Below are 19,597 nucleotides of genomic sequence, written 5' to 3'. Positions count from 1 at the left end.
GACTCATCCAGTTCTACAGACCCCCCGACCCCCTGGCAACGACCCCGCTTACTAGTGGTCCTCGCAGCCGGGGCGGAACGGCCCCCCGGCCCGGCGTCGGATATCCGCGCAGGTGGGAGGCGGTACGGGAGGGCGTGTAGGGGACGTTTAAGGACTACTATCCCGGTTCGTATGTGACCTGGGTCCTGTGGGGCGGGTCACCGCCGGGCGGCCCGAATGTCACCCTCCGCGCCCGATTCATCCCTTTTGTCGGTGTGGTCCGGGCCACTCCCCACCCCCGAATCGAAGGTGACGGGCGGATCGAACGCTGCTTTGCGAGTCGCCCGGCGCAGCGCCCGCAGCAGCGTGCCGCCGAGCGTCAGGGTCAGTACGACCGTCAGCACCGCCCGGCCCAGGTCCCAGCCCACCGAGGTCGCCAGGCAGTACGCGACGAAGCGCGCCAGGTTCGCCGCGACCGGCTCGCCCGGATGGAACGAGATGCCCTGCCCCACGCCCTGCAGGATCACCCAGCCCTGCAGATTCATGACCGTGCCGTACGCGAACGAGCCCGCGAAGCCGTACGCCGCCAGCATCAGCAGCTCCGCCCGGCCCCGCAGCCTCTCCGGCCCCGGCAGCAGCCCGGCGCCCAGCGCGAACCAGCCCATGGCCAGCATCTGAAACGGCATCCACGGGCCGACCCCGCCGGTCAGCAGGGCGGACGCGAACATCGTCACCGAGCCGAGCACGAAGCCGAAGCCGGGGCCGAGGACGCGGCCGCTGAGCACCATCAGGAAGAACATCGGCTCCAGGCCGGCCGTGCCCGCGCCCAGCGGTCTCAGCGCCGCGCCGACGGCCGCCAGTACGCCGAGCATCGCCACCGCCTTGGCGTCCATGCCGTTGTCGGCGATGGTCGCGACGACCACGGCGACCAGGAGCGGCAGCAGCGCGGCGAAGAGCCAGGGGGCGTCCTGGGAGTGGGCGAGGCCCGACTGCCGGTCGGCGAGCAGCGGCCAGCCGAAGGCCGCGATGCCGATGAGGGTGACGAGGACCAGGGCCGCGGCGGCGCGGGGGCCGATGCGGATGGGGCGGGCGGGGCGGGCGGGGCGGGTGGGCCGGTCGGGCCTGGTGGGCTCGGTGGGCGCGGTGGCTTCGGTTGCTGTGCGGCTCATGCGGGGGCCGTCCCGGGGGTGGGGGCGGGGGCCGCGTCCGGGGCCTTGGCCAGGGCCTCGGCCACCTGGCTGACCGTGAGCCAGTGGCCCGGGGCCAGGATCTTCGCGACCTGGGGGGCGAAGGCGGGGGAGGAGACGACGACCTCGGCGGTCGGGCCGTCCGCGACGATCTCCCCGCCGGCCAGGATCACCACGCGGTGGGCCAGCTCGGCGGCCAGCTCCACGTCGTGCGTGGCCAGCACGATGGCGTGCCCCTCGGCGGCGAGCGCGCGCAGGATCTCGATCAGACGGGCCTTGGCGGCGTAGTCCAGGCCGCGGGTGGGCTCGTCGAGGAGCAGCAGCGCCGGGCGTCCGGTCAGCACCAGCGCCAGGGCCAGAGCCAGGCGCTGCCCCTCCGAGAGGTCCCGGGGGTGGGTGTCGTCGGGGACGTCCGGGAGCAGGGCGGAGACCAGGTCACGGCAGGTGCCGGGGGGTGCGGCGGCGTCGGAGTCGGCGGCGGCGCACTCGGCCGCCACCGTGTCCGCGTACAGGAGGTCGCGGGGTTCCTGCGGGACGAGGCCGACGCGGCGGACCATCTGTGCGGGGGCGGTCTTGTGCGGGGTCGCGCCGCCGACGGTGACGGTGCCGGTGGTGGGGGCGAGGGTGCCGGTGAGGGCGGCGAGGAGGGTGGACTTGCCGGCGCCGTTGCGGCCCATCAGGGCGATGGTCTCGCCCGGGGCGACGGTCAGGTCGATGTCGCGGAGCACTTCGGTGCGGGTGCGGCGGATGCCGAGGCTTTGGGCGGTGGCCAGGGCCGTGCCGGGGGCTGGCGCAGGGGCCGGCTTGCTCCGGCGGAGCAGCCGCGCGAGCAGCCCGGACCCTCCGCCACCACGGGCTCCGCCCCCGGACCCCCGCGCCTCAAGCGCCGGCGGGGCTGGGGTGGGCTGCGGCCGGTCGCTGGGTGCGGCTGGGTGGGGGCTGGGGTGGGAATCGGGCTCTGCCCGGACCCGCGCCTCAAGCGCCGGCGGGGCTGGATTTGGTTGCGCCTCAGCGGCAGCCGGGGCTGGGGTCGGTTCCTGGGTGACCTTCTGGGGGCTGGGTTGCCCGGAGGGCACATTCAGCCCCGCCGGCGTTTGAGGCGCGGGGTCCGGGGCGGAGCCCTGGGAAGCGGTGAGGCGGGCGGCATCGGAGGGAAGGGGTGCGGGGTTCTCCGCAGCCGAGGACGCAGTCGGGGCCCCGGCCGCAGGCGAGGGCGCAGTCGGGGCCTCGGCCGCAGGCGAGGGTGCGGCCGGGAGCCCGGTGGTGGCCGAGGTCGGTGCCGGGGCTTCGGGGGCGGCCGAGGGAGCAGTCGGGGTTCCGGCGACGGCCGAGGGAGTAGTCGGGAGCCCGGTGGCAGACGACAGGCGGGATCGGAGGGGGGTGGATTCGCGGCGGGCGTCTCGGATCGAGAGGGGGAGCGGGGACCAGCCCGCCAGGCGGCCCAGGGCCACCACCGGCGGGTGGACCGGGGAGACGGCCATGATCTGCGACGGCGTGCCGAGCACCGGCGCCGCGCCCGGGGACGGCAGGAGCAGCACCTGGTCGGCGTACTGGACCACCCGTTCCAGCCGGTGCTCCGCCATCAGGACCGTCGTGCCGAGGTCGTGGACCAGCCGCTGGAGCACGGCCAGGACCTCCTCCGCCGCCGCCGGGTCGAGCGCCGAGGTCGGTTCGTCCAGGACGAGGACCCTCGGGTGCGGGGTCAAGACCGAGCCGATCGCGACCCGCTGCTGCTGGCCCCCGGACAGGGTGGCGATGGGGCGGTCGCGCAGTTCGTTCAGGCCGAGCAGGTCCAGGGTCTCCTCGACCCGGCGGCGCATCACCGCCGGAGGCAGCCCGAGGGACTCCATGCCGTACGCCAGCTCGTCCTCGACCACGTCCGTCACGAAGTGCGCGAGCGGATCCTGGCCGACCGTGCCGACCACGTCCGCGAGCTCCCGCGGCTTGTGCGTGCGCGTGTCACGGCCCGCGACCGTGACCCGGCCCCGCAGCCGGCCCCCGGTGAAATGGGGAACCAGACCGGAGACCGCGCCGAGCAGAGTCGACTTGCCGACACCCGACGGGCCGACGAGGAGGGTCAGCTCGCCTTCCGGGATCACCAGGTCGACGCCCTGGAGCGAGGGCCCGGCCGCGCCGTCGTAGGTCACCGAGACCTGTTCGAACCGGATCACGGGGACGCCTCCTTGGGCGGTACGGGTGCCACGAAGGCGGGCAGCAGGCCGATCAGGATCGCGGCCGCCGGCCAGAGCGGGAACGCGGGCGCGACCAGCGGGACCACGCCCGGGTGCAGGGACTCGGGGTCGACGGTGCCGGCGTAGACGAGGAGCGCGGCGACGGCCGCGCCCGACCCGGCGACCAGCCAGGCGCGCGGCCCCCAGCGGTCGGGCCGGTAGCGGGTCCGCACCGACCGGCGGCCGCCGAGGCGCAGCCCCGCCAGGGCCAGGACCAGGCCGATGAGGAGGACGGGCAGGCCGTACACCGCGCCTTCGGCGGCGAGCAGCCCGTACGTGCCCGCGCACATGCCGAGCAGGCCGCCGAGGGTGAGGACGTTGGTGGTGTGCCGGACGGCGGGCGGGACCTGCGCGGTGCGGCCGTAGCCGCGCGCGTCCATCGACGCGGCGGTGGCGACGGAACGCTCGAGGGCGCCCTCCAGGACCGGCAGGCCGATCTGGAGGATGGCCTTGATCCCGCCGGTGGGGCGGCCGCGCAGCCGTCGGGCGGTCCGCAGGCGGACCACGTCGGCGACCATGTTCGGCGCGAAGGTCATCGCGACGACGACGGCGACCCCGGCCTCGTACAGGGCGGCCGGGAGGGACTTCAGGAGCCGGGCCGGGTTGGCGAGGGCGTTCGCGGCGCCGACGCAGACGAGGAGGGTGGCCAGCTTCGCGCCGTCGTAGAAGGCGAAGACCAGCTGCTCGGCGGTGACCCGGCCGCCGAAGCGGATGCCCTGGGCCCAGGCGGGGAGGGGGACCTCGGGGAGGGTGAAGAGGATGTGCGAGCCGGGGATGGGGGAGCCGAGGAGCATGGAGAAGAGGAGGCGCAGGCCGATGACGAAGAGGCCGAGCTTGAGGAAGGCGCCGTAGGAACGGGCCCAGGGGGCGTTGGTGCGGCGGGCCGCGACGACGTAACCGGCCACGCCGACGATCAGGCCGAGGAGGAGGGGGTTGGTCGTCCGCGAGGCGGCCGTGGCCAGACCGAGGGCCCAGAGCCACCAGGCTCCCGCGTGCAGGGCCGTGGCCCGGCTGGAGCGCGGGGCCCGCCATTTTTCGTACGACGGCCCGGGCCCGGGACCCCCCGCCGCGAGCCGGCTCCGCCGGGCCGGGGTCACGGGGGCGGGTGCGGGTCCGGTGGGTGTGCGCCCGGCCTGCGGCCGGGCGGGGTTCCCTCCCGCACCACCCGTGCGGGAGGTGTCCCGGGTGCGGGTGGCACCGGTGGGCGGCTGGGCGCCGTCGGCGGCCGTCCCGCCGTGGGCTTCGGCCCCGCCGTCGGTGTGAGACCGACCGTCACGAGCCGTTCCGGCGTCGGGGTTCGTCCCGCCGTCACGAGCCGTTCCGGCGCCGGGGTTCGGCCCGGCGTCGGGGGCCGTTCCGGCGGCGGGGGGCTGCCCGGGTTCGGGGGGTGTGGGGGGCGGGGGGGGGGGGGCGGGGGGGGGGGGGGGGGGGGGGGGGGGGGGGGGGGGGGGGGGGGGGGGGGGGGGGGGGGGGTGTCATCGGGTGCGGCGGCGGGATTGCCAGAGGGCGGCTGCGGCCAGGGCGGCGACCGCTGCGATGCCTGCCAGGAGGCCTGCCGACGGGCCGTTGTCGGTGTTGGTGTTGGTGTTGGTGGCGGAGTCGGCCGGCTTCGGGTGGGGGGTGGCGGGCGGGGTGTCCGGGAGGGGTTCGCCGCAGCCTTGCTTCGGGTAGCCCGTCACCCCGCACAGCAGGGCCGCGCTGTTGTAGCGCAGCGGCTTCGCCACCGATGCCAGGGCCTCGGCCGCCGTGGCCTCCGGGGCCACCTGGGCGCAGGCCGTGCGCGGGTCGCCCTGCGGCGGGGTCTCGTCCGACGGGGCGTCCTCGGGGAGGCCGAAGTCGATGACCAGCGCCACCCGCTTCCTGCCCTCCGCCGCCGGCGTCGCTCCGCAGATCGCCGTGAAGTCCGCCGCCGCCCGCGGCCGCGCCGCCTCCGCCGCCGCGTCCTTGCTCACGGCGAAGCGGAAGCCCTGCACGGAGCCGTCCGCCGGGCGGGCCATCGACGGCCCGACGGTGGCGTACGCCCACGTACCGCCGGCGCCGTCCCAGAACGACCAGTAGCGGTAGCTCGAGGCCAGGGCCGGGCCGGCGGACAGCACGGCCAGGACGACACCGAAGGCGAGGGCGAGGGGCAGGAGGCGGCGGCGCATCAGAGCTGGTTCTTCTTGCGGCGGCCGCTCAGCAGGATGCCGATGCCCACGCCGGCCGCGGCGCCCGCACCGATGATCCACCACACGCTCTGGCCGCCGGACGGCTTGTCCTTCTCGCTGTCCACCGTGGTCGCGGAGGTGTCCGCGCCCTGCGGCGCCGGGCCGGTCGCGTTCAGCGCCGCGACCAGGTCGGTGCCGCCGAAGGACTTCGGGTCGGTGCCGGTCGCGTGCGCGGCCAGGATCAGCGTGCCGAGGCCCGCCGGGCTGCCCTTCGCCCACTCCGCCGAGTTGGCCTTGAGCCACTCCAGCGCGCCCGCCGCCGACTGCTTGTGCCCGGCCGCGGCCAGGGCGATCACCGCGTCGGCGGTGTTGCCGGTGTCCGGCATGGCCTGGTCGGAGCCCGGGGTGACGGCCGTCAGGTGGCCGTCCTTCTTCAGGACCTCGGCCAGGTAGCCGGCCGCGCCCTGGGCGGCGGCCGCCGGGTCCGCGGCGCCGGCCGCCGGGCAGACCAGCGGGGCAGCCGGGGTGTCCGTGGTGGACGGGACGACGGCCGCGCCCTTGCCGAGGCCGGCCAGGGCCGCGGCGGCCGTGGCGTCGGCGTTCGCGAGCAGCTTGCCGTCGACCGGCTGGTAGGCGAACGCGCCCCGGTCGGCGGCCGGCTCGGCGGAGCAGCCCAGCTGGAAGGGGAGCAGCCCCTCGTACGCCGACTTGCCGGCCTTCGACTTGACCTCGGCCGGCTTCTCGCCGGCCACGGCGAGGGCGCTGATCACCAGGGCGGTGGAGTTGGCCTCGCTGGGGGAGCCGGGCACGTACGCCCAGCCGCCGTCCTCGTTCTGGACGGACTTGAGCCAGTCCACGGCCTTGGTGACGGCCGCGTCCTTGCCGCCGAGGGCCTTCAGCGCCTGCACGGCCGCGGCGGTGGCGTTTGTGTCGAACATGGTCGTCGCCGCGCACGCCGTACCCGGCTCCGCACGGAAGGAGGCGAAGCCGCCGTTCGCGCACTGCTGGCCCACCAGCCAGTCGACGGCCTGCGGGGCGGGCTTGACGCCGACGGTGTGCTGCGCGAGCAGTGCGAAGGACTGCCGCCACACGCCGTCGTACGTCGGGTCGTTCTTCCCGTACAGCCCGGAGGGGATGACCGGCGGCGCGGAGGGGGATGCGGGCGGCGCGGTGTCGGCGAGGGCTGCGGGGGCGGCGCCCACGCAGAGCACGGCGGAGGCGGCGAGCGCGGCGGCGCTGCGACGGACGTTCATGGGGGCGGGTGCCTCTCCTGCTGGGGAGCCGAAGGCAGGCACGCTCGGGTACCGGGCTCCGGCTCCGTATACCTCGACGGTGCCGGCCGCCGGGGGCCCGGCGGCACGAGCCGCGCACCTCCGGTACGGGGCGTTCCGACTTCCCGCCGCCGGGCTGGCCGGGGTGGGTCACGGTTGCGGGTCAGTGCCGGATTCGCACCGGCTTTCCCCCGTACGGAAGGGTGGACGACGGGTTCACTCTACCGGCCCGTAGGGTGCGGGCCCCGGCCGCCGGCCTGGCGCTACAGCGCCCGGTACGTCACCGGGTCGCTGCCCGGGACCGGCTCCGCGCGGCCCTGTTTCACCAATCGCCGCAGGTGGGCCTCGGCTTCGGAGACGGCGATGTTGCGGGAGCCGTACGGGATCTGCTCCCAGGGCCGGTTCCATTCCATCCGCTCGGCCAGCCCCCACGGGGTCAGCGGTTGGGCCAGCAGCGCCCACAGGCCGGTGAGGCGCTCCTCGTGGTGGTCGAGGAGTTCCCGTACGCGGGCGGGGGCGTCGGTGAAGGCGTGCTGGTGGGCCGGGAGCACCTCGGCCGGGTCGAGGCGGCCGATGCGTTCGAGGGAGTCGAGGTAGTCGCCGAGGGGGTCGGTGACGCGGGTGACGCCGTTCTCGTCCGGGGCCTCGTACAGGCCGATGTGCGGGGAGATGCCGGGCAGCAGGTGGTCGCCGGAGAAGAGGCGGCCGTTACCGGGCAGGTTCGCCGGGTGGGCCTCCTCCAGGTGCAGGCAGACGTGGCCGGGGGTGTGGCCGGGGGTCCAGATCGCGCGCAGCCGGCGTCCGGCGAGGGGGAGCAGCTCGGCGGGGACGATCTCCCGGTCGGGGACGGCGGAGCGCAGGCCGGGCAGGGTGCGCAGGCGGCCGCTCGCGCGGGCGGCGCGCAGCGGGGCGATGTGCTCCTCGGGGGCTCCGGCGGCGGCGAGCTTCTCGCTCATGTAGTCGAACCACACGCCGGGCTCGGCGGCCCGGGTCCGTACGACGACCTCGGTGTCGGCGGCGTGCATGGCGATCCAGGCGCCGGAGGCCTCGCGGACCTGGCCGGACAGGCCGTGGTGGTCGGGGTGGTGGTGGGTGATGACGACGCCGTGGACGTCGGCGGCGGCGATGCCGAGTGCGCCGAGGCCGGCGACGAGGGTGTCCCAGGAGGCGGGGTCGTCCCAGCCGGTGTCGACGAGGACCGGGCCGCGGTCGGTGTCGAGGACGTGGACGAGGGTGTGGCCGAGGGGGTTGTCGGGGATGGGCACCTTGATTCCCCACACGCCTCCGCCGTGATCGGTGACGGGGGGCGTGTCGGGCGGGGTGCCGGGCGAGGTGACGGGGGGAGTGCCGGCCGGAGTGCCGGGCGGGGTGCCGCCGGCCGGAGCGCCGGGCGAGGTGCGATCCGGGCCGTGCGGGCCGGCCGCACCTCGCGTCTCCCCCGCCTCGCTCGCCTCGTTCGTCTCCTGTGCCTCGTTCGTCGACATGAGATCCCCTGCCCGCTCGTCCCACCAACAAGAACCTGTTCCAGTAGTAGCCCAAGTCGACCACTTTCGGCTGCTCCTGACTAGTCGTTGGATCTTCCGGACCTCCGCGCGGGCGGTTCCGTCCTGGCCGTGGACTCCTCTAACTAGAACTGGTATCAGTTCTGCAACGTCAAGCCGCAGGAGGCCTCAGCCATGACCGAGCTCGTGGAACACGGACAACTGTTCATCGGCGGGGAATGGACGGATCCGCTGGGCACCGACACGATCCGCATCGTCTCCCCCCACACCGAGCAGGTCATCGGCTCCGTCCCGCACGCCTCCCGCGGCGACGTGGACCGCGCCGTCGCCGCCGCCCGCCGGGCCTTCGACGAGGGGCCGTGGCCGCGGATGACCCTCGAGGAGCGCATCGCCGTCGTCTCCCGGATCAAGGACGCCATAGCCGTCCGGCACGAGGAGATCGCCCGCTCGATCAGCTCCCAGAACGGGTCCCCGTACTCCTGGAGCGTCCTCGCCCAGGCGCTCGGCCCGATGATGGTCTACGACGCCGCGATCACCGTCGCGCGCGCCTACCCGTACGAGGAGCACCGCCAGGGCGCCCTCGGCCCGATCCTGGTGCGCCGCGAACCGGTCGGGGTCGTCGCGGCCGTCATCCCGTGGAACGTGCCGCAGTTCGTGGCGGCGGCCAAGCTCGCCCCCGCGCTGCTCAGCGGCTCCACCGTCATCCTGAAGCCCTCGCCGGAGGCCCCGCTCGACTCCTACATCCTCGCCGACATCGCGCGCGAGGCCGGGGTGCCGGAGGGCGTGCTGTCGATCCTGCCCGCCGACCGGGAGGTCAGCGAGTACCTGGTCGGCCACCCCGGCATCGACAAGGTCTCCTTCACCGGCTCGGTCGCCGCCGGCAAGCGCGTGATGGAGGTGGCCGCGCGCAACCTCACCCGGGTCACCCTCGAACTCGGCGGCAAGTCGGCCGCCGTGATCCTGCCGGACGCCGACCTGGAGACCGCGGTGGCCGGGATCGTCCCCGCGGCCTGGATGAACAACGGCCAGGCGTGCGTCGCGCAGACCCGGATCCTCGTGCCGCGCGGCCGGTACGAGGAGGTGGCCGAGGCCTTCGCGGCGGCGGCCGGCGCCCTGGTCGTCGGCGACCCGCTGGACCCGGCCACGCAGCTCGGCCCGCTCGTCGCCCAGCGCCAGCAGCAGCGGTCCCTGGACTACATCCGGATCGGGCAGGAGGAGGGCGCGAAGGTGCTCTCGGGCGGCGGGCGCCCGGCGGGGCTGGACCGCGGCTGGTACGTGGAGCCCACCCTCTTCGGGGACGTGGACAACTCCATGCGGATCGCGCGCGAGGAGATCTTCGGCCCGGTCGTCTGCCTGATCCCGTACGGGGACGAGGCGGAGGCGGTACGGGTGGCCAACGACTCCGAATTCGGCCTGAGCGGCAGCGTCTGGACGGCCGACGTGGAGCACGGCATCGACTTCGGCCGGCAGATCCGCACCGGCACCTTCAACGTGAACACCTTCAGCCTGGACATGCTGGGCCCGTTCGGCGGCTACAAGAACAGCGGCCTGGGCCGGGAGTTCGGCCCCGAGGGCCTGGGCGAGTACCTCGAGCACAAGATGATCCACCTGCCCGCGGGCTATGAGGCGGGTGCCTGATGGGCGACCGCTGGCAGGTCGAGGTGGACCGGGGCGTCTGCATCGGCTCGGGCATGTGCGTCAACCACGCCCCGCAGGGCTTCGTCCTCGACTCGGCCCGCCAGTCCCACCCCCGCACCCCGGAGTCGGACGCGAACGAGCCGATCCTGACGGCGGCGGAGGGCTGCCCGGTCGAGGCGATCCTCATCACCCTGGCCGAGACGGGCGAACCGGTCTTCCCGCCGGAGGAGTAGCCCTGACCTGGTGGGACGGGCCCGGGTCGGCCGGCCCGGATCCGTCCCGGGGCCCGGCGGGCGCGGGGGCGGGTTCCTGTGCGTGCATGTGGCATCGATACGATCGGGACTTTATGTCCCTCATACGTACCGGTGTCGCGGACACCCCAGGAAGTCCAGAGGTGTCATGTCCGACAGGCTCGTCCTCACCGAGGACCGTGTCCCGGCGCCCGACGGGACGCCGCAGGCGGCCCCGGCTCCCACCCGGCACCAGAGGATGTGGCCGGGGCGCCGCCGCCGGGTCGTGCGGGCCGGGCGGGCGCCGCGCATCGCCGTGCTCGACGGACTGCGGCTGTTCGCGGCGCTGTCGGTGGTCCTGTTCCACTACCTTGCCGGCTCGGGGACGATCCCCTGGCAGCGGCGGCCGAGCTCTTTCCCGCGCTGCACCGAATAGCGGCGTTCGGCTGGCTGGGCGTGGTCTTCTTCTTCATGATCAGCGGCTTCGTCATCTGCATGTCCGGCTGGGGCACATCACTTCAGCAGTTCTGGCGGGGCCGGATCCTGCGGCTGTTCCCGCTCTACTGGGCGGCGGTCGTGCTCTCTGCGGCGGCCGCCCGCCTGGGCCCGCAGACACCGGGCGAGCCGAGGGTCACCGTCGGCCAGATGCTCACGAACCTCACGATGCTGCACGAGCCCCTCGGTGTGGGCCACGTGGACACCGTCTACTGGACGCTCTGGGTCGAGCTGCGCTTCTACCTGGTCTTCTCGCTGGTCGTCCTGCTGGGCACGAGCTATCGCCGCGTCGCGAACTTCTGCTGGGCCTGGGCGCTGGGCTCGGTCCTGGCCCCGGCGTCGGGCATCCCGCTGCTGGAGCAGCTCCTCGTGCCCCTGTGGGCGCCCTTCTTCATCGCCGGGATCGTCTTCTACCTGGTCCGCCGGGCGGGCCGGTTCGAGGGTGAGACCCTCGGTCTCCTGGGGCTGTCCTGGCTGCTGATGCAGCACCGCCTCCCGGCGGTCATGGCCTGGGAGGGGCACGGCGTCAACTGGAAGGTCTGCCTGGCCGCGATCAGCGCGATGTACCTGCTGATGGGCCTGATCGCGCTCGGGAAGCTGGACCGGATCCAGTGGCGCTGGCTGCCCGTCGCGGGTGCGATCTCCTACCCGCTCTACCTGGTGCACCAGTCGCTGGGCGTGCGGGTGATCTGGCGGTGGAACGAGCAGTGGGGTGCCTGGCCGACCCTGCTCGGGGTGACCGCGGCGATGGTGCTGATCGCCTGGCTGCTGCACCGCGTGGTGGAGCGGCCGCTGACGCGGGTGCTGCGCCGGCTGATGGCCCCGCAGGCCGAGCGGCCGCAGAAGGCCGTCGCATAGACGCCTGGCCGGGCCCTCCCCGCAGCGGCGGGTTCAGGCCTTTTCCGGGGGGCGGGGCGGGGCCGTCAGGTCGATGAGGCGGCAGACCGTTTCGATGTCGATCTTGACCTGGGCGATCGAGGCGCGGCCCGAGAGCCAGGTGATCAGGGCCGAGTGCCAGGTGTGCTCGATGACGCGGACCGCCGAGAGCTGTTCCGCCGTCGGCGGGGCGTCCAGGCCCATCGCGTCCAGGATGATCGCCGTGGTCAGCCGGGAGACCGTGTCCACCTCGGGGCTCACGCTGCGGTCCGCGAAGGTCAGGGCCCTGACCATGGCGTCGGCCAGGTGCGGTTCGCGCTGGAGGGCGCGGAAGGCCCGCATCAGGGTCTCCGCGACCCGCGCCGCCGGGTCGTCGCCGGCCGGCGGGCGCTTGCGCAGCGTCGTGTGCATGTGCTGGAGCTGGTCCTGCATCGTGGCGACCAGCAGGTGCACCTTGGACGGGAAGTAGCGGTACAGGGTGCCCAGCGCCACGCTGGAGGACTCCGCGACCTCGCGCATCTGGACCGCGTCGAAGCCGCCCCGGCTGGCCAGCTGGGCGCTGGCGTGCAGGATCCGGCGGCGGCGCGCCTCCTGACGCTCCGTCAGGGGAGGCGACGCCGGTGTGGTCACGGCCTTCACTTCCGCTGTCATGTGTCCCGTTGTCCCGTTCCGTGTCGTTGCGCGAGCTGATTCCGGGCCGATCGGGAGCCAGCATGGCAGGCGCCGAAGCCGTGGCGCGAATCACCTGCTCCGCCTCTTACGGTGTAGTTTCCGGCCGGTAGATTCAATGGTCTTCGACGGATCAAGTCTGAAACTTGTTCTACATTATCCGAGCGGTTACGCTCCGGCGAAAGTTGCAGGGAGAAGGGGGCCGAGAGTGACCGCTGAGGCCATGGTGACGAGCCCTTTCGCGGATTCCGCCACCGACGGCGACCGCCCGTTGCGCATCGCACTCCTCACCTATAAGGGGAACCCGTTCTGCGGCGGCCAGGGCGTCTACGTCCGCCACCTCTCGCGCGAGCTCGTGAAGCTGGGCCACTCCGTCGAGGTCATCGGCGCGCAGCCCTATCCCGTCCTCGACACCGGCGCCACCCTCACCGAGCTGCCGAGCCTCGACCTCTACCGCAGCCCCGACCCGTTCCGCACCCCGAAGCGCGACGAGTACCGCGACTGGATCGACGCCCTCGAGGTCGCCACCATGTGGACCGGCGGCTTCCCCGAGCCGCTGACCTTCTCCCTGCGGGCCCGGCGCCATCTCGCCGCCCGCGCGGGCGAGTTCGACGTCGTCCACGACAACCAGACCCTCGGATACGGACTGCTGGGCGACCTCGGCGCGCCGCTGGTCACCACCATCCACCACCCCATCACCGTCGACCGGCAGCTCGACCTCGACGCCGCGAACGACCGCAAGAAGCGGCTCTCCGTGCGCCGTTGGTACGGCTTCACCCGCATGCAGGGCCGCGTCGCCCGCCGGCTGCCCTCCGTGCTCACCGTCTCCGGCTCCTCCCGGCAGGAGATCTCCCAGCACCTCGGCGTCCGCGACGACCGCATCCACGTCGTGCACATCGGCGCCGACACCGACCTGTGGTCGCCGGACGCCTCCGTCGCCGAAGTACCCGGCCGCATCGTCACCACCTCCAGCGCCGACGTACCGCTCAAGGGACTCGTCCACCTCGTCGAGGCGCTCGCGAAGCTGCGCACCGAACAGCCCGACGCCCACCTCGTCGTCGTCGGCAAGCGCGCCGAGAAGGGGCCCGTCGCCCGCGCCATCGAGACGTACGGGCTGGGCGACGCCGTGCGGTTCGTCAAGGGCGTCACCGACGCCGAACTCGTCGACCTCGTCCGCAGCGCCCAAGTCGCCTGCGTGCCCTCCCTCTACGAGGGCTTCTCGCTCCCGGCCGCCGAGGCCATGGCCACCGGGACCCCGCTCGTCGCCACCACCGGCGGAGCGATCCCCGAGGTCGCCGGCCCCGACGGCGAGACCTGCCTCGCCGTGCCCCCCGGCGACGCGGGAGCCCTGGCCGCCGCGCTCGGCCGGATGCTCGGCGATCCGCAGCTGCGCACCCGCCTCGGCGAAGCCGGGCGCGAACGGGTCCTGACCCGCTTCACCTGGGCCAAGGCCGCCGAGGGCACCGCCGCGCACTACCGCGCCGCCATCGAGCAGGCAGCCGCCCGCACCCGCCGCTCGCGGTGACCCTCCACCTCCACCAGACTCCGCCCCCTCCTCCTCACCACCCCCGCGACCGCGAAGGCAGGACCCCGTGCTGACCGTCGATTTCTCCCGGTTCCCGCTCGCCGCAGGCGACCGCGTGCTCGACCTGGGCTGCGGCGCAGGCCGGCACGCCTTCGAGTGCTACCGGCGAGGCGCCCAGGTGGTCGCCGTCGACCGCAACGGCGAGGAGATCCGCGAGGTCGCCAAGTGGTTCGCCGCGATGAAGGAGGCCGGCGAGGCCCCGGCCGGCGCCACCGCCACCGCCATGGAGGGCGACGCGCTCGCCCTGCCCTTCCCCGACGAGTCCTTCGACGTCGTCATCATCTCCGAGGTGATGGAGCACATCCCCGACGACAAGGGCGTCCTCGCCGAGATGGTCCGCGTCCTCAAGCCCGGCGGACGCATCGCGGTCACCGTGCCGCGCTACGGCCCCGAGAAGATCTGCTGGGCGCTCTCCGACGCCTACCACGAGGTCGAGGGCGGCCACATCCGCATCTACAAGGCGGACGAGCTGCTCGGCAAGATGGAGGCCGCCGGCCTCAAGCCGTACGGTACCCACCACGCCCACGGGCTGCACTCCCCGTACTGGTGGCTCAAGTGCGCCTTCGGCGTCGACAACGACAAGGCGCTGCCCGTCAAGGCGTACCACAAGCTCCTGGTCTGGGACATCATGAAGAAGCCGCTCGCGACCCGCCTCGCCGAGCAGGCCCTGAACCCGGTCATCGGCAAGAGCTTCGTGGCGTACGCGACCAAGCCGCACCTTCCGGTCCTCCCCGACGGCGACGCGAAGTGAGCTCGCCCGGGCGCACCGAACACCTCGTCCTGGACGGGGTGCTGACCGCGGAGCAGGCCGCCCAGACCGTGGCTGGGATCCTCGCCGCGCAGCGCGCCGACGGCGCCATCCCGTGGTTCCGCGGCCACCACCTCGACCCGTGGGACCACACCGAGGCCGCGATGGCCCTGGACGCGGCCGGCGAGCACGAGGCCGCCGAGCGGGCGTACGCGTGGCTGGCCCGGCACCAGAACCAGGACGGCTCCTGGTACGCGGCCTACGCCGACCGGCCGGACGGCGTGGACACCGCCGAGCCGCAGGACGCCGGCCGCGAGAGCAACTTCACCGCGTATATAGCCGTCGGCGTCTGGCACCACTACCTGTCCACCGGCGACGACGCCTTCCTCGACCGGATGTGGCCCGCCGTCTACGCGGCCGTCGAGTGGGTCCTCGCCCTCCAGCAGCCCGGCGGCGAGATCGGCTGGAAGCGGGAGGCCGACGGCACGCCCGTCACGGACGCCCTGCTCACCGGCTCCTCCTCCATCCACCAGGCCCTGCGCTGCGCACTGGCCATCGCCGAACACCGCGAGGAGCCGCAGCCCGACTGGGAACTCGCGGCGGGCGCGCTGCGCCACGCCATCCGCCGGCACCCCGAGCGGTTCCTCGACAAGAACCACTACTCGATGGACTGGTACTACCCGGTCCTCGGCGGAGCCCTGACCGGACCCGAGGCCAAGGCGCGCATCGAGGAACGCTGGGACGAGTTCGTCGTGGCGGACCTCGGCGTGCGCTGCGTCCTGCCGAACCCGTGGGTGACGGGCGGCGAGTCCTGCGAGCTGGCGCTCGCCCTGTGGGCGACGGGCGAGTCGGACCGGGCACTGGAGATCCTGCGCTCGATCACGCACCTGCGCGCCGACAACGGCATGTACTGGACGGGCTACGTGTTCCAGGACGAGGCCGTGTGGCCGGTCGAGCAGACCACCTGGACCGCCGGGTCGCTGCTGCTGGCCGTCGCCGCCCTGGGCGGGGACGAGGCCACCACCGACGTGTTCGGCGGGGCCTCGCTCCCGGCCGGGCTGGAGCCCGACTGCTGCGGCCTTCGGAACGCGCCCTAGCCGCGGCGGTACAGCCAGCCGGCCACACCGTGGCCGATCAGGAGGTACACGACCGCCGCCAGGCCGTAGCCGAAGACGACTTGGACCCACTCGCGGCTGAAGGTGAACAGGTCGTACGACCAGCCGGACAGCCAGGTCGCCGTGTCGTGGACGAACTCCACCAGCTCGTTGCCCCGGTTGGCGTCGAGCAGGTACAGCAGGATCCACAGGGCGATCACGAAGGCGAGCACGTCAGCCACCAGTGCGACGGCCCGGCCCGCCGAATTGCTTCCCCGGGCTACTCGGGTGTGCGTGTGTGAGGGCATGTGGCGCGTCTTGCCGCTCGGGCGCGCCGCAAACCCGAACGGGTCCCCCCGGTGGTGCGGCCGCGGGGCCCGGGTGAGGCTGCGGGGGACGTCCCACTCCCCGGAGGACACCGTGTCCGTATCCACGACCGTTCGATTCCGCCGCACCCTGACGGCGGTGGTCCTGTCCACCGCGCTGCTGGCCGGCGCCACCTCCTGCGGCAGCGGCGGCGGTGGCGACCGGGCCCCACGGGAGGAGACGGTCTCCTCGGCCTCGGTGGCGGAGCTGGCGGCCCTGGCGGCCGCCGAGCCGGCCGCCGTCGCAGCCGACGAGGCGGCCGCCCCGACGCCCTCGCCGAGCACGACCGCCGAGAAGCAGAAGTTCGCCAAGACGCGCTTCGTCGCCAACGCCGGGCTCGCGGCCGGGGCGACGTACCAGTGGATCATCAAGCCGTACCGTGCGGGCAAGTTCAAGAAGGGCGCGAAGGGCCGTACGTTCGCCCTCATCAAGGCGGGTCTCGCCGGCGCCTTCGCGTACAACCGGCTGAAGGCGGCCGCCGACAACGCCAAGGGCGACCCGCTGCTGTCGAAGGCGATGGGCCCGCTGACGGCCGGCATCGAATCCCTCAAGGGCCTCGGCAGCAAGCTCCGCAAGGGCGATGCGGGCGACGCCGACATCGACGCCTTCAACAACGTCATCAACGGCGTCAAGGAAGCGGGCAAGAGCGCGGGCGCCCCGGTGACCGATCAGGTCCCGAGCGTCTCCCAGCTGGGCGGATAGGCCGGCGCGGTCCGGGCCCGGCGGCCTGTTTCAATGGTCGCGTGATCGAGATCGTGGTGGCCGTCCTCGCCGCCGCAGGAGCCGGCTGGCTCCTGCGGCGCAAGCACCTCGCGCGGACGGCCGCCGGGCCCGTGCCCGGCATCCCCTGCATGGCCCGGCAGCCCGCCGGCCAGGGGCGCTGGCGGCCGGGCCGGGTGTACGCCGACCAGGACGCGGCCCGCTGGGTCCCGCAGCGCGGCGAGCCCGTACTCCTGCCCGGCGGCCGGGCCACCGGGGTGCGGGCGCCCTCGGTGAAGGAGGGCCTCTCCATCAACCCCGGCTCGCGGATCGTCAGCTGCGCCTACGACGACGGCGGGACGATGGAGATCGCCGTCATGCCGCTGGACCTGCGCGAGCTGCTGGCGGCGGTGTCGCGGACCGGGGAGCCGGGGAAGCCGGGGGAGTCCGGGGGATCGGGGAAGTCCGGGGAGTCGGGGAAGTCCGGGGAGACCGGGGACTCCTGAGCGGTCCGGCCGGGGTCGGGATCAAGCCACGGCCCGTCACTCTGTGCTGGTGATCCTTTACTGTGTGCGGTGCACTGACACGCCGTCACACAGGAGTTCCCCGCATGCAGCGCAGCCGCACCGACCTGAGGATCCGCGCCGTACTCGCCGCCATGGGCGTCACCGCCGCACTGGCCACGGCCCCGGCGGCCCAGGCCGCGGCCCCGGCGGCCCAGGCCGCGGCCCCGGCGGCCCAGGCCGCGGCCGGCCCCGCACCGGCCCCCGCCCCCGTCGCCGAGAGCACGGCGGATCTCGCTGCGGCTGCCGTGCTCCCCGGGGCCTGCACCGGTGAGTTCAAGGGCGACAAGCGGCTCGGGCCCAAGTACCTGCCGAACAGGTGGCAGGAGCCCGTCGGCCCGCTGCTGCGCGGCCACCACCGCACCGGAACCCTCTCCTCCGCGGACTTCCTCAAGAAGTACTGGGACGGCCCGGCCGACACCGGCGGCTGGAAGTACCCGCCGAACGACGGCTTCGCCGAGGTCAACGGCCAGGTCGACAAGGCCCCCGAACTGCTGGAGGAGGGCGAGCGGCTCGACCGCTTCGGGTCCGAGTTCGGCTCGTACCTCGCCCCGGCCGGCGACCCGTACGCCAAGCGCGCGCTGCCCCCGCAGAACCTGAACACCCGGGACGCGGCCTTCCCCTGCGACTACCACCTGTACGAGGTGACCCGGTCGTTCACCGTGTGGGAGGGGTCGATCGCGCCCTGGTTCGAGCAGCCCGGCGGCGGCCGCCAGATCAAGCTCGATCCGGCCTTCCTGAACCCTGGCGAGGGCCAGCGGCTCAACGTCAAATGGCTGCTCGACAACGGCTACCTGGTTCCCGTCCGCGCATGACCCGGCCCCTGGACCGCGCCGAGCTGGCCCGGGCGCTGCGCGCGGCCGGGGTGCCCGACGGCCACTACCGGATCGAGGGCGTCCATGAACCGGCGCCCACCCCGCCGGACTTCGCCTACCTCCGCTCCCGGCCCGGCGGTGACGGCTGGGAGACGGGCGTCTACGAGCGGGGCGCCTACGAGCCCGTCGCCACGCACGCCACCGAGGCGGAGGCCTGTGCGCACCTGCGGGGCCTGATCGGGGTCTGACCGGAGCTCGACCGGGCTTCGAGCGGCGCCCGGGGGCCGGCGTACGGGCGGCCCCCGGGGCGGTGGTCACTGGCCGTTGAGCTCCGCCAGGACGTGCAGGGTGTGCGGGTCCGGGGCGGTGAGGAGCAGGTCGGTGACCGGCCCCTTGCGCCACAGTTCCAGCCGTTCCGCGATCCGCTCGCGGGGGCCGATCAGCGAGATCTCGTCGGCGAACGCGTCCGGGACCGCGAGGACCGCCTCCTCCTTGCGGCCGGCGAGGAACAGCTCCTGGATCCGGCGGGCCTCCTCCTCGTACCCCATCCGCGCCATCAGGTCGGCGTGGAAGTTGCGGGCCGCGTGGCCCATGCCGCCGATGTAGAAGCCGAGCATCGCCTTGACCGGGAGCAGCCCCTCGGCCACGTCGTCGCAGACCTTGGCCCGGGCCATCGGGGCGATCATGAACCCGTCGGGGAGGTCGGCCAGCGAGGCCTGGTACACGTCCGTGCGGCTCGGCGACCAGTACAGGGGGAGCCAGCCGTCCGCGATCCGGGTGGTCTGGGCGATGTTCTTCGGCCCTTCCGCGCCCAGCAGGAGGGGCAGGTCCGCGCGGAGCGGGTGGGTGATGGGCTTGAGGGCCTTGCCGATGCCGATGCCGGTGCCGTCCTCCCCGCGGTACGGGTGCTGGTGGAAGCGGCCGTCGAGGGCGACCGGGCCCTCCCGGCGCAGCACCTGCCGGATGACGTCGACGTACTCGCGGGTCGCGGTGAGCGGGCTCGACGGGAAGGGGCGCCCGTACCAGCCCTCGACGACCTGCGGGCCGGACAGGCCCAGGCCCAGCATCATCCGGCCGCCGGAGAGGTGGTCCAGGGTGAGGGCGTGCATGGCGGTCGCGGTGGGGGAGCGGGCGGCCATCTGCGCGATGGCCGTGCCGAGCCGGATCCGCGAGGTGTGCGCGGCGATCCAGGTGAGCGGGGTGAAGGCGTCCGAGCCCCAGGCCTCGGCGGTCCACACCGAGTGGTAGCCCAGGCTCTCGGCCTCGGTGGCGAGCTCGAGGTGGTCGCGGCCGGGGCCGCGGCCCCAGTAGCCGAGTGCGAGTCCGAGGCGCATGCGGTCCCCTCCGGCGCTACAGTTCCTGACGATGCGTCAGGTAACTGTAAGGCAACGGCCCCCCGCCCGGAAGGATGCTGTTGGTTTATTCGGGGTTCTACTTCGCCCCGTCGAGCTTCGGCTCGGCGGGGCGAAGTGCTGCGAAGTGGCTGGTGCGGGTGCGGGCCC

20 protein-coding genes and 1 riboswitch are annotated in these 19,597 nt (G+C 73.9%); of the genes, 11 read left to right on the top strand and 9 right to left on the bottom strand.

The window, feature by feature from the left end; genetic code table 11:
* Positions 1-197 precede the first annotated feature (197 nt).
* The 6 genes from ACFWP3_RS38640 to ACFWP3_RS38615 all read right to left on the bottom strand — a co-directional run bounded on the left by ACFWP3_RS38640 (position 198) and on the right by ACFWP3_RS38615 (position 8,299).
* A complete protein-coding gene (locus ACFWP3_RS38640) occupies positions 198-1,148 on the bottom strand; it encodes an ECF transporter S component (protein ID WP_384230891.1) in 951 nt (316 codons plus the stop codon).
* Positions 1,145-3,337 carry an ATP-binding cassette domain-containing protein gene (locus ACFWP3_RS38635; RefSeq protein ID WP_384230888.1) on the bottom strand — a complete coding sequence of 731 codons (2,193 nt, stop codon included), beginning with the start codon at positions 3,335-3,337 and terminating at the stop codon, positions 1,145-1,147. Before ACFWP3_RS38635 ends, ACFWP3_RS38640 begins: the two co-directional genes overlap by 4 nt.
* A complete protein-coding gene (locus ACFWP3_RS38630; RefSeq protein WP_384230886.1) occupies positions 3,334-4,494 on the bottom strand; it encodes an energy-coupling factor transporter transmembrane component T in 1,161 nt (386 codons plus the stop codon). The genes ACFWP3_RS38635 and ACFWP3_RS38630 overlap by 4 nt, the downstream gene beginning before the upstream one ends.
* A 378-nt stretch (positions 4,495-4,872) precedes the next feature.
* The gene (locus ACFWP3_RS38625; RefSeq protein WP_384230883.1) at positions 4,873-5,544 is read right to left on the bottom strand and encodes an SCO2322 family protein; all 672 of its coding nucleotides are present in this window, start codon (positions 5,542-5,544) and stop codon (positions 4,873-4,875) included.
* Complete coding sequence (locus ACFWP3_RS38620; protein WP_384230881.1) at positions 5,544-6,797, bottom strand: prenyltransferase/squalene oxidase repeat-containing protein; 1,254 nt, start codon at positions 6,795-6,797, stop codon at positions 5,544-5,546. Before ACFWP3_RS38620 ends, ACFWP3_RS38625 begins: the two co-directional genes overlap by 1 nt.
* Positions 6,798-6,925: 128 nt before the next feature.
* A riboswitch (cobalamin riboswitch) is annotated at positions 6,926-7,006 on the bottom strand.
* A 72-nt stretch (positions 7,007-7,078) separates the two neighbouring features.
* Positions 7,079-8,299, bottom strand: coding sequence for an MBL fold metallo-hydrolase (locus ACFWP3_RS38615; RefSeq protein WP_384230878.1), 1,221 nt, complete (start codon positions 8,297-8,299; stop codon positions 7,079-7,081).
* A gap of 192 nt (positions 8,300-8,491) precedes the next feature.
* Between ACFWP3_RS38615 and ACFWP3_RS38610 the strand changes: the two genes are divergently transcribed.
* The 4 genes from ACFWP3_RS38610 to ACFWP3_RS38595 all read left to right on the top strand — a co-directional run bounded on the left by ACFWP3_RS38610 (position 8,492) and on the right by ACFWP3_RS38595 (position 11,538).
* The gene (locus ACFWP3_RS38610; protein WP_384230876.1) at positions 8,492-9,955 is read left to right on the top strand and encodes an aldehyde dehydrogenase; all 1,464 of its coding nucleotides are present in this window, start codon (positions 8,492-8,494) and stop codon (positions 9,953-9,955) included.
* Entirely contained in the window at positions 9,955-10,188 is a 234-nt protein-coding gene (locus ACFWP3_RS38605; RefSeq protein WP_384230873.1) for a ferredoxin, read from the top strand. The genes ACFWP3_RS38610 and ACFWP3_RS38605 overlap by 1 nt, the downstream gene beginning before the upstream one ends.
* Positions 10,189-10,354: 166 nt before the next feature.
* Positions 10,355-10,621 (top strand): hypothetical protein, encoded by a 267-nt coding sequence (locus tag ACFWP3_RS38600; protein WP_384230899.1) that lies wholly within the window; start codon positions 10,355-10,357, stop codon positions 10,619-10,621.
* On the top strand, positions 10,579-11,538 hold the full coding sequence (locus tag ACFWP3_RS38595) for an acyltransferase family protein (protein ID WP_384230897.1): 960 nt from the start codon (positions 10,579-10,581) through the stop codon (positions 11,536-11,538). Before ACFWP3_RS38600 ends, ACFWP3_RS38595 begins: the two co-directional genes overlap by 43 nt.
* A gap of 33 nt (positions 11,539-11,571) precedes the next feature.
* Here ACFWP3_RS38595 and ACFWP3_RS38590 read toward each other — a convergent pair whose 3' ends face one another.
* Positions 11,572-12,207: a TetR family transcriptional regulator gene (locus tag ACFWP3_RS38590; RefSeq protein WP_384230870.1), complete on the bottom strand. Its 636-nt coding sequence runs from the start codon at positions 12,205-12,207 to the stop codon at positions 11,572-11,574.
* A gap of 226 nt (positions 12,208-12,433) precedes the next feature.
* On the opposite strand from ACFWP3_RS38590, the gene ACFWP3_RS38585 reads away from it, so the two are divergent.
* From ACFWP3_RS38585 to ACFWP3_RS38575, 3 genes are all read left to right on the top strand, one after another.
* On the top strand, positions 12,434-13,750 hold the full coding sequence (locus ACFWP3_RS38585) for a glycosyltransferase family 4 protein (RefSeq protein ID WP_384230868.1): 1,317 nt from the start codon (positions 12,434-12,436) through the stop codon (positions 13,748-13,750).
* A 67-nt stretch (positions 13,751-13,817) separates the two neighbouring features.
* Positions 13,818-14,561, top strand: a complete 744-nt coding sequence (locus ACFWP3_RS38580) for a class I SAM-dependent methyltransferase (RefSeq protein ID WP_384230865.1) — start codon at positions 13,818-13,820, stop codon at positions 14,559-14,561.
* On the top strand, positions 14,558-15,655 hold the full coding sequence (locus ACFWP3_RS38575) for a prenyltransferase (protein ID WP_384230863.1): 1,098 nt from the start codon (positions 14,558-14,560) through the stop codon (positions 15,653-15,655). Before ACFWP3_RS38580 ends, ACFWP3_RS38575 begins: the two co-directional genes overlap by 4 nt.
* Here ACFWP3_RS38575 and ACFWP3_RS38570 read toward each other — a convergent pair.
* Complete coding sequence (locus tag ACFWP3_RS38570; protein ID WP_384230861.1) at positions 15,652-15,960, bottom strand: hypothetical protein; 309 nt, start codon at positions 15,958-15,960, stop codon at positions 15,652-15,654. The genes ACFWP3_RS38575 and ACFWP3_RS38570 overlap by 4 nt on opposite strands.
* Before the next feature lie 112 nt (positions 15,961-16,072).
* Between ACFWP3_RS38570 and ACFWP3_RS38565 the strand changes: the two genes are divergently transcribed.
* From ACFWP3_RS38565 to ACFWP3_RS38550, 4 genes are all read left to right on the top strand, one after another.
* On the top strand, positions 16,073-16,720 hold the full coding sequence (locus ACFWP3_RS38565; RefSeq protein WP_384230859.1) for a hypothetical protein: 648 nt from the start codon (positions 16,073-16,075) through the stop codon (positions 16,718-16,720).
* A 41-nt stretch (positions 16,721-16,761) separates the two neighbouring features.
* A complete protein-coding gene (locus ACFWP3_RS38560) occupies positions 16,762-17,223 on the top strand; it encodes a hypothetical protein (RefSeq protein ID WP_384230857.1) in 462 nt (153 codons plus the stop codon).
* 104 nt (positions 17,224-17,327) lie between these two features.
* On the top strand, positions 17,328-18,095 hold the full coding sequence (locus ACFWP3_RS38555; protein ID WP_384230855.1) for a TNT domain-containing protein: 768 nt from the start codon (positions 17,328-17,330) through the stop codon (positions 18,093-18,095).
* Positions 18,096-18,103: 8 nt separating this feature from the next.
* Entirely contained in the window at positions 18,104-18,343 is a 240-nt protein-coding gene (locus tag ACFWP3_RS38550) for a hypothetical protein (protein WP_384230894.1), read from the top strand.
* Positions 18,344-18,409: 66 nt separating this feature from the next.
* Here the strand turns inward: ACFWP3_RS38550 and ACFWP3_RS38545 are convergent, their stop codons facing one another.
* Positions 18,410-19,429 (bottom strand): LLM class F420-dependent oxidoreductase, encoded by a 1,020-nt coding sequence (locus ACFWP3_RS38545; protein ID WP_384230853.1) that lies wholly within the window; start codon positions 19,427-19,429, stop codon positions 18,410-18,412.
* Positions 19,430-19,597: the final 168 nt, after the last annotated feature.

Source organism: Streptomyces sp. NPDC058525 (assembly GCF_042719495.1).
Lineage (GTDB): Bacteria > Actinomycetota > Actinomycetes > Streptomycetales > Streptomycetaceae > Streptomyces.
This window is presented reverse-complemented; position numbering and strand designations above follow the sequence as displayed.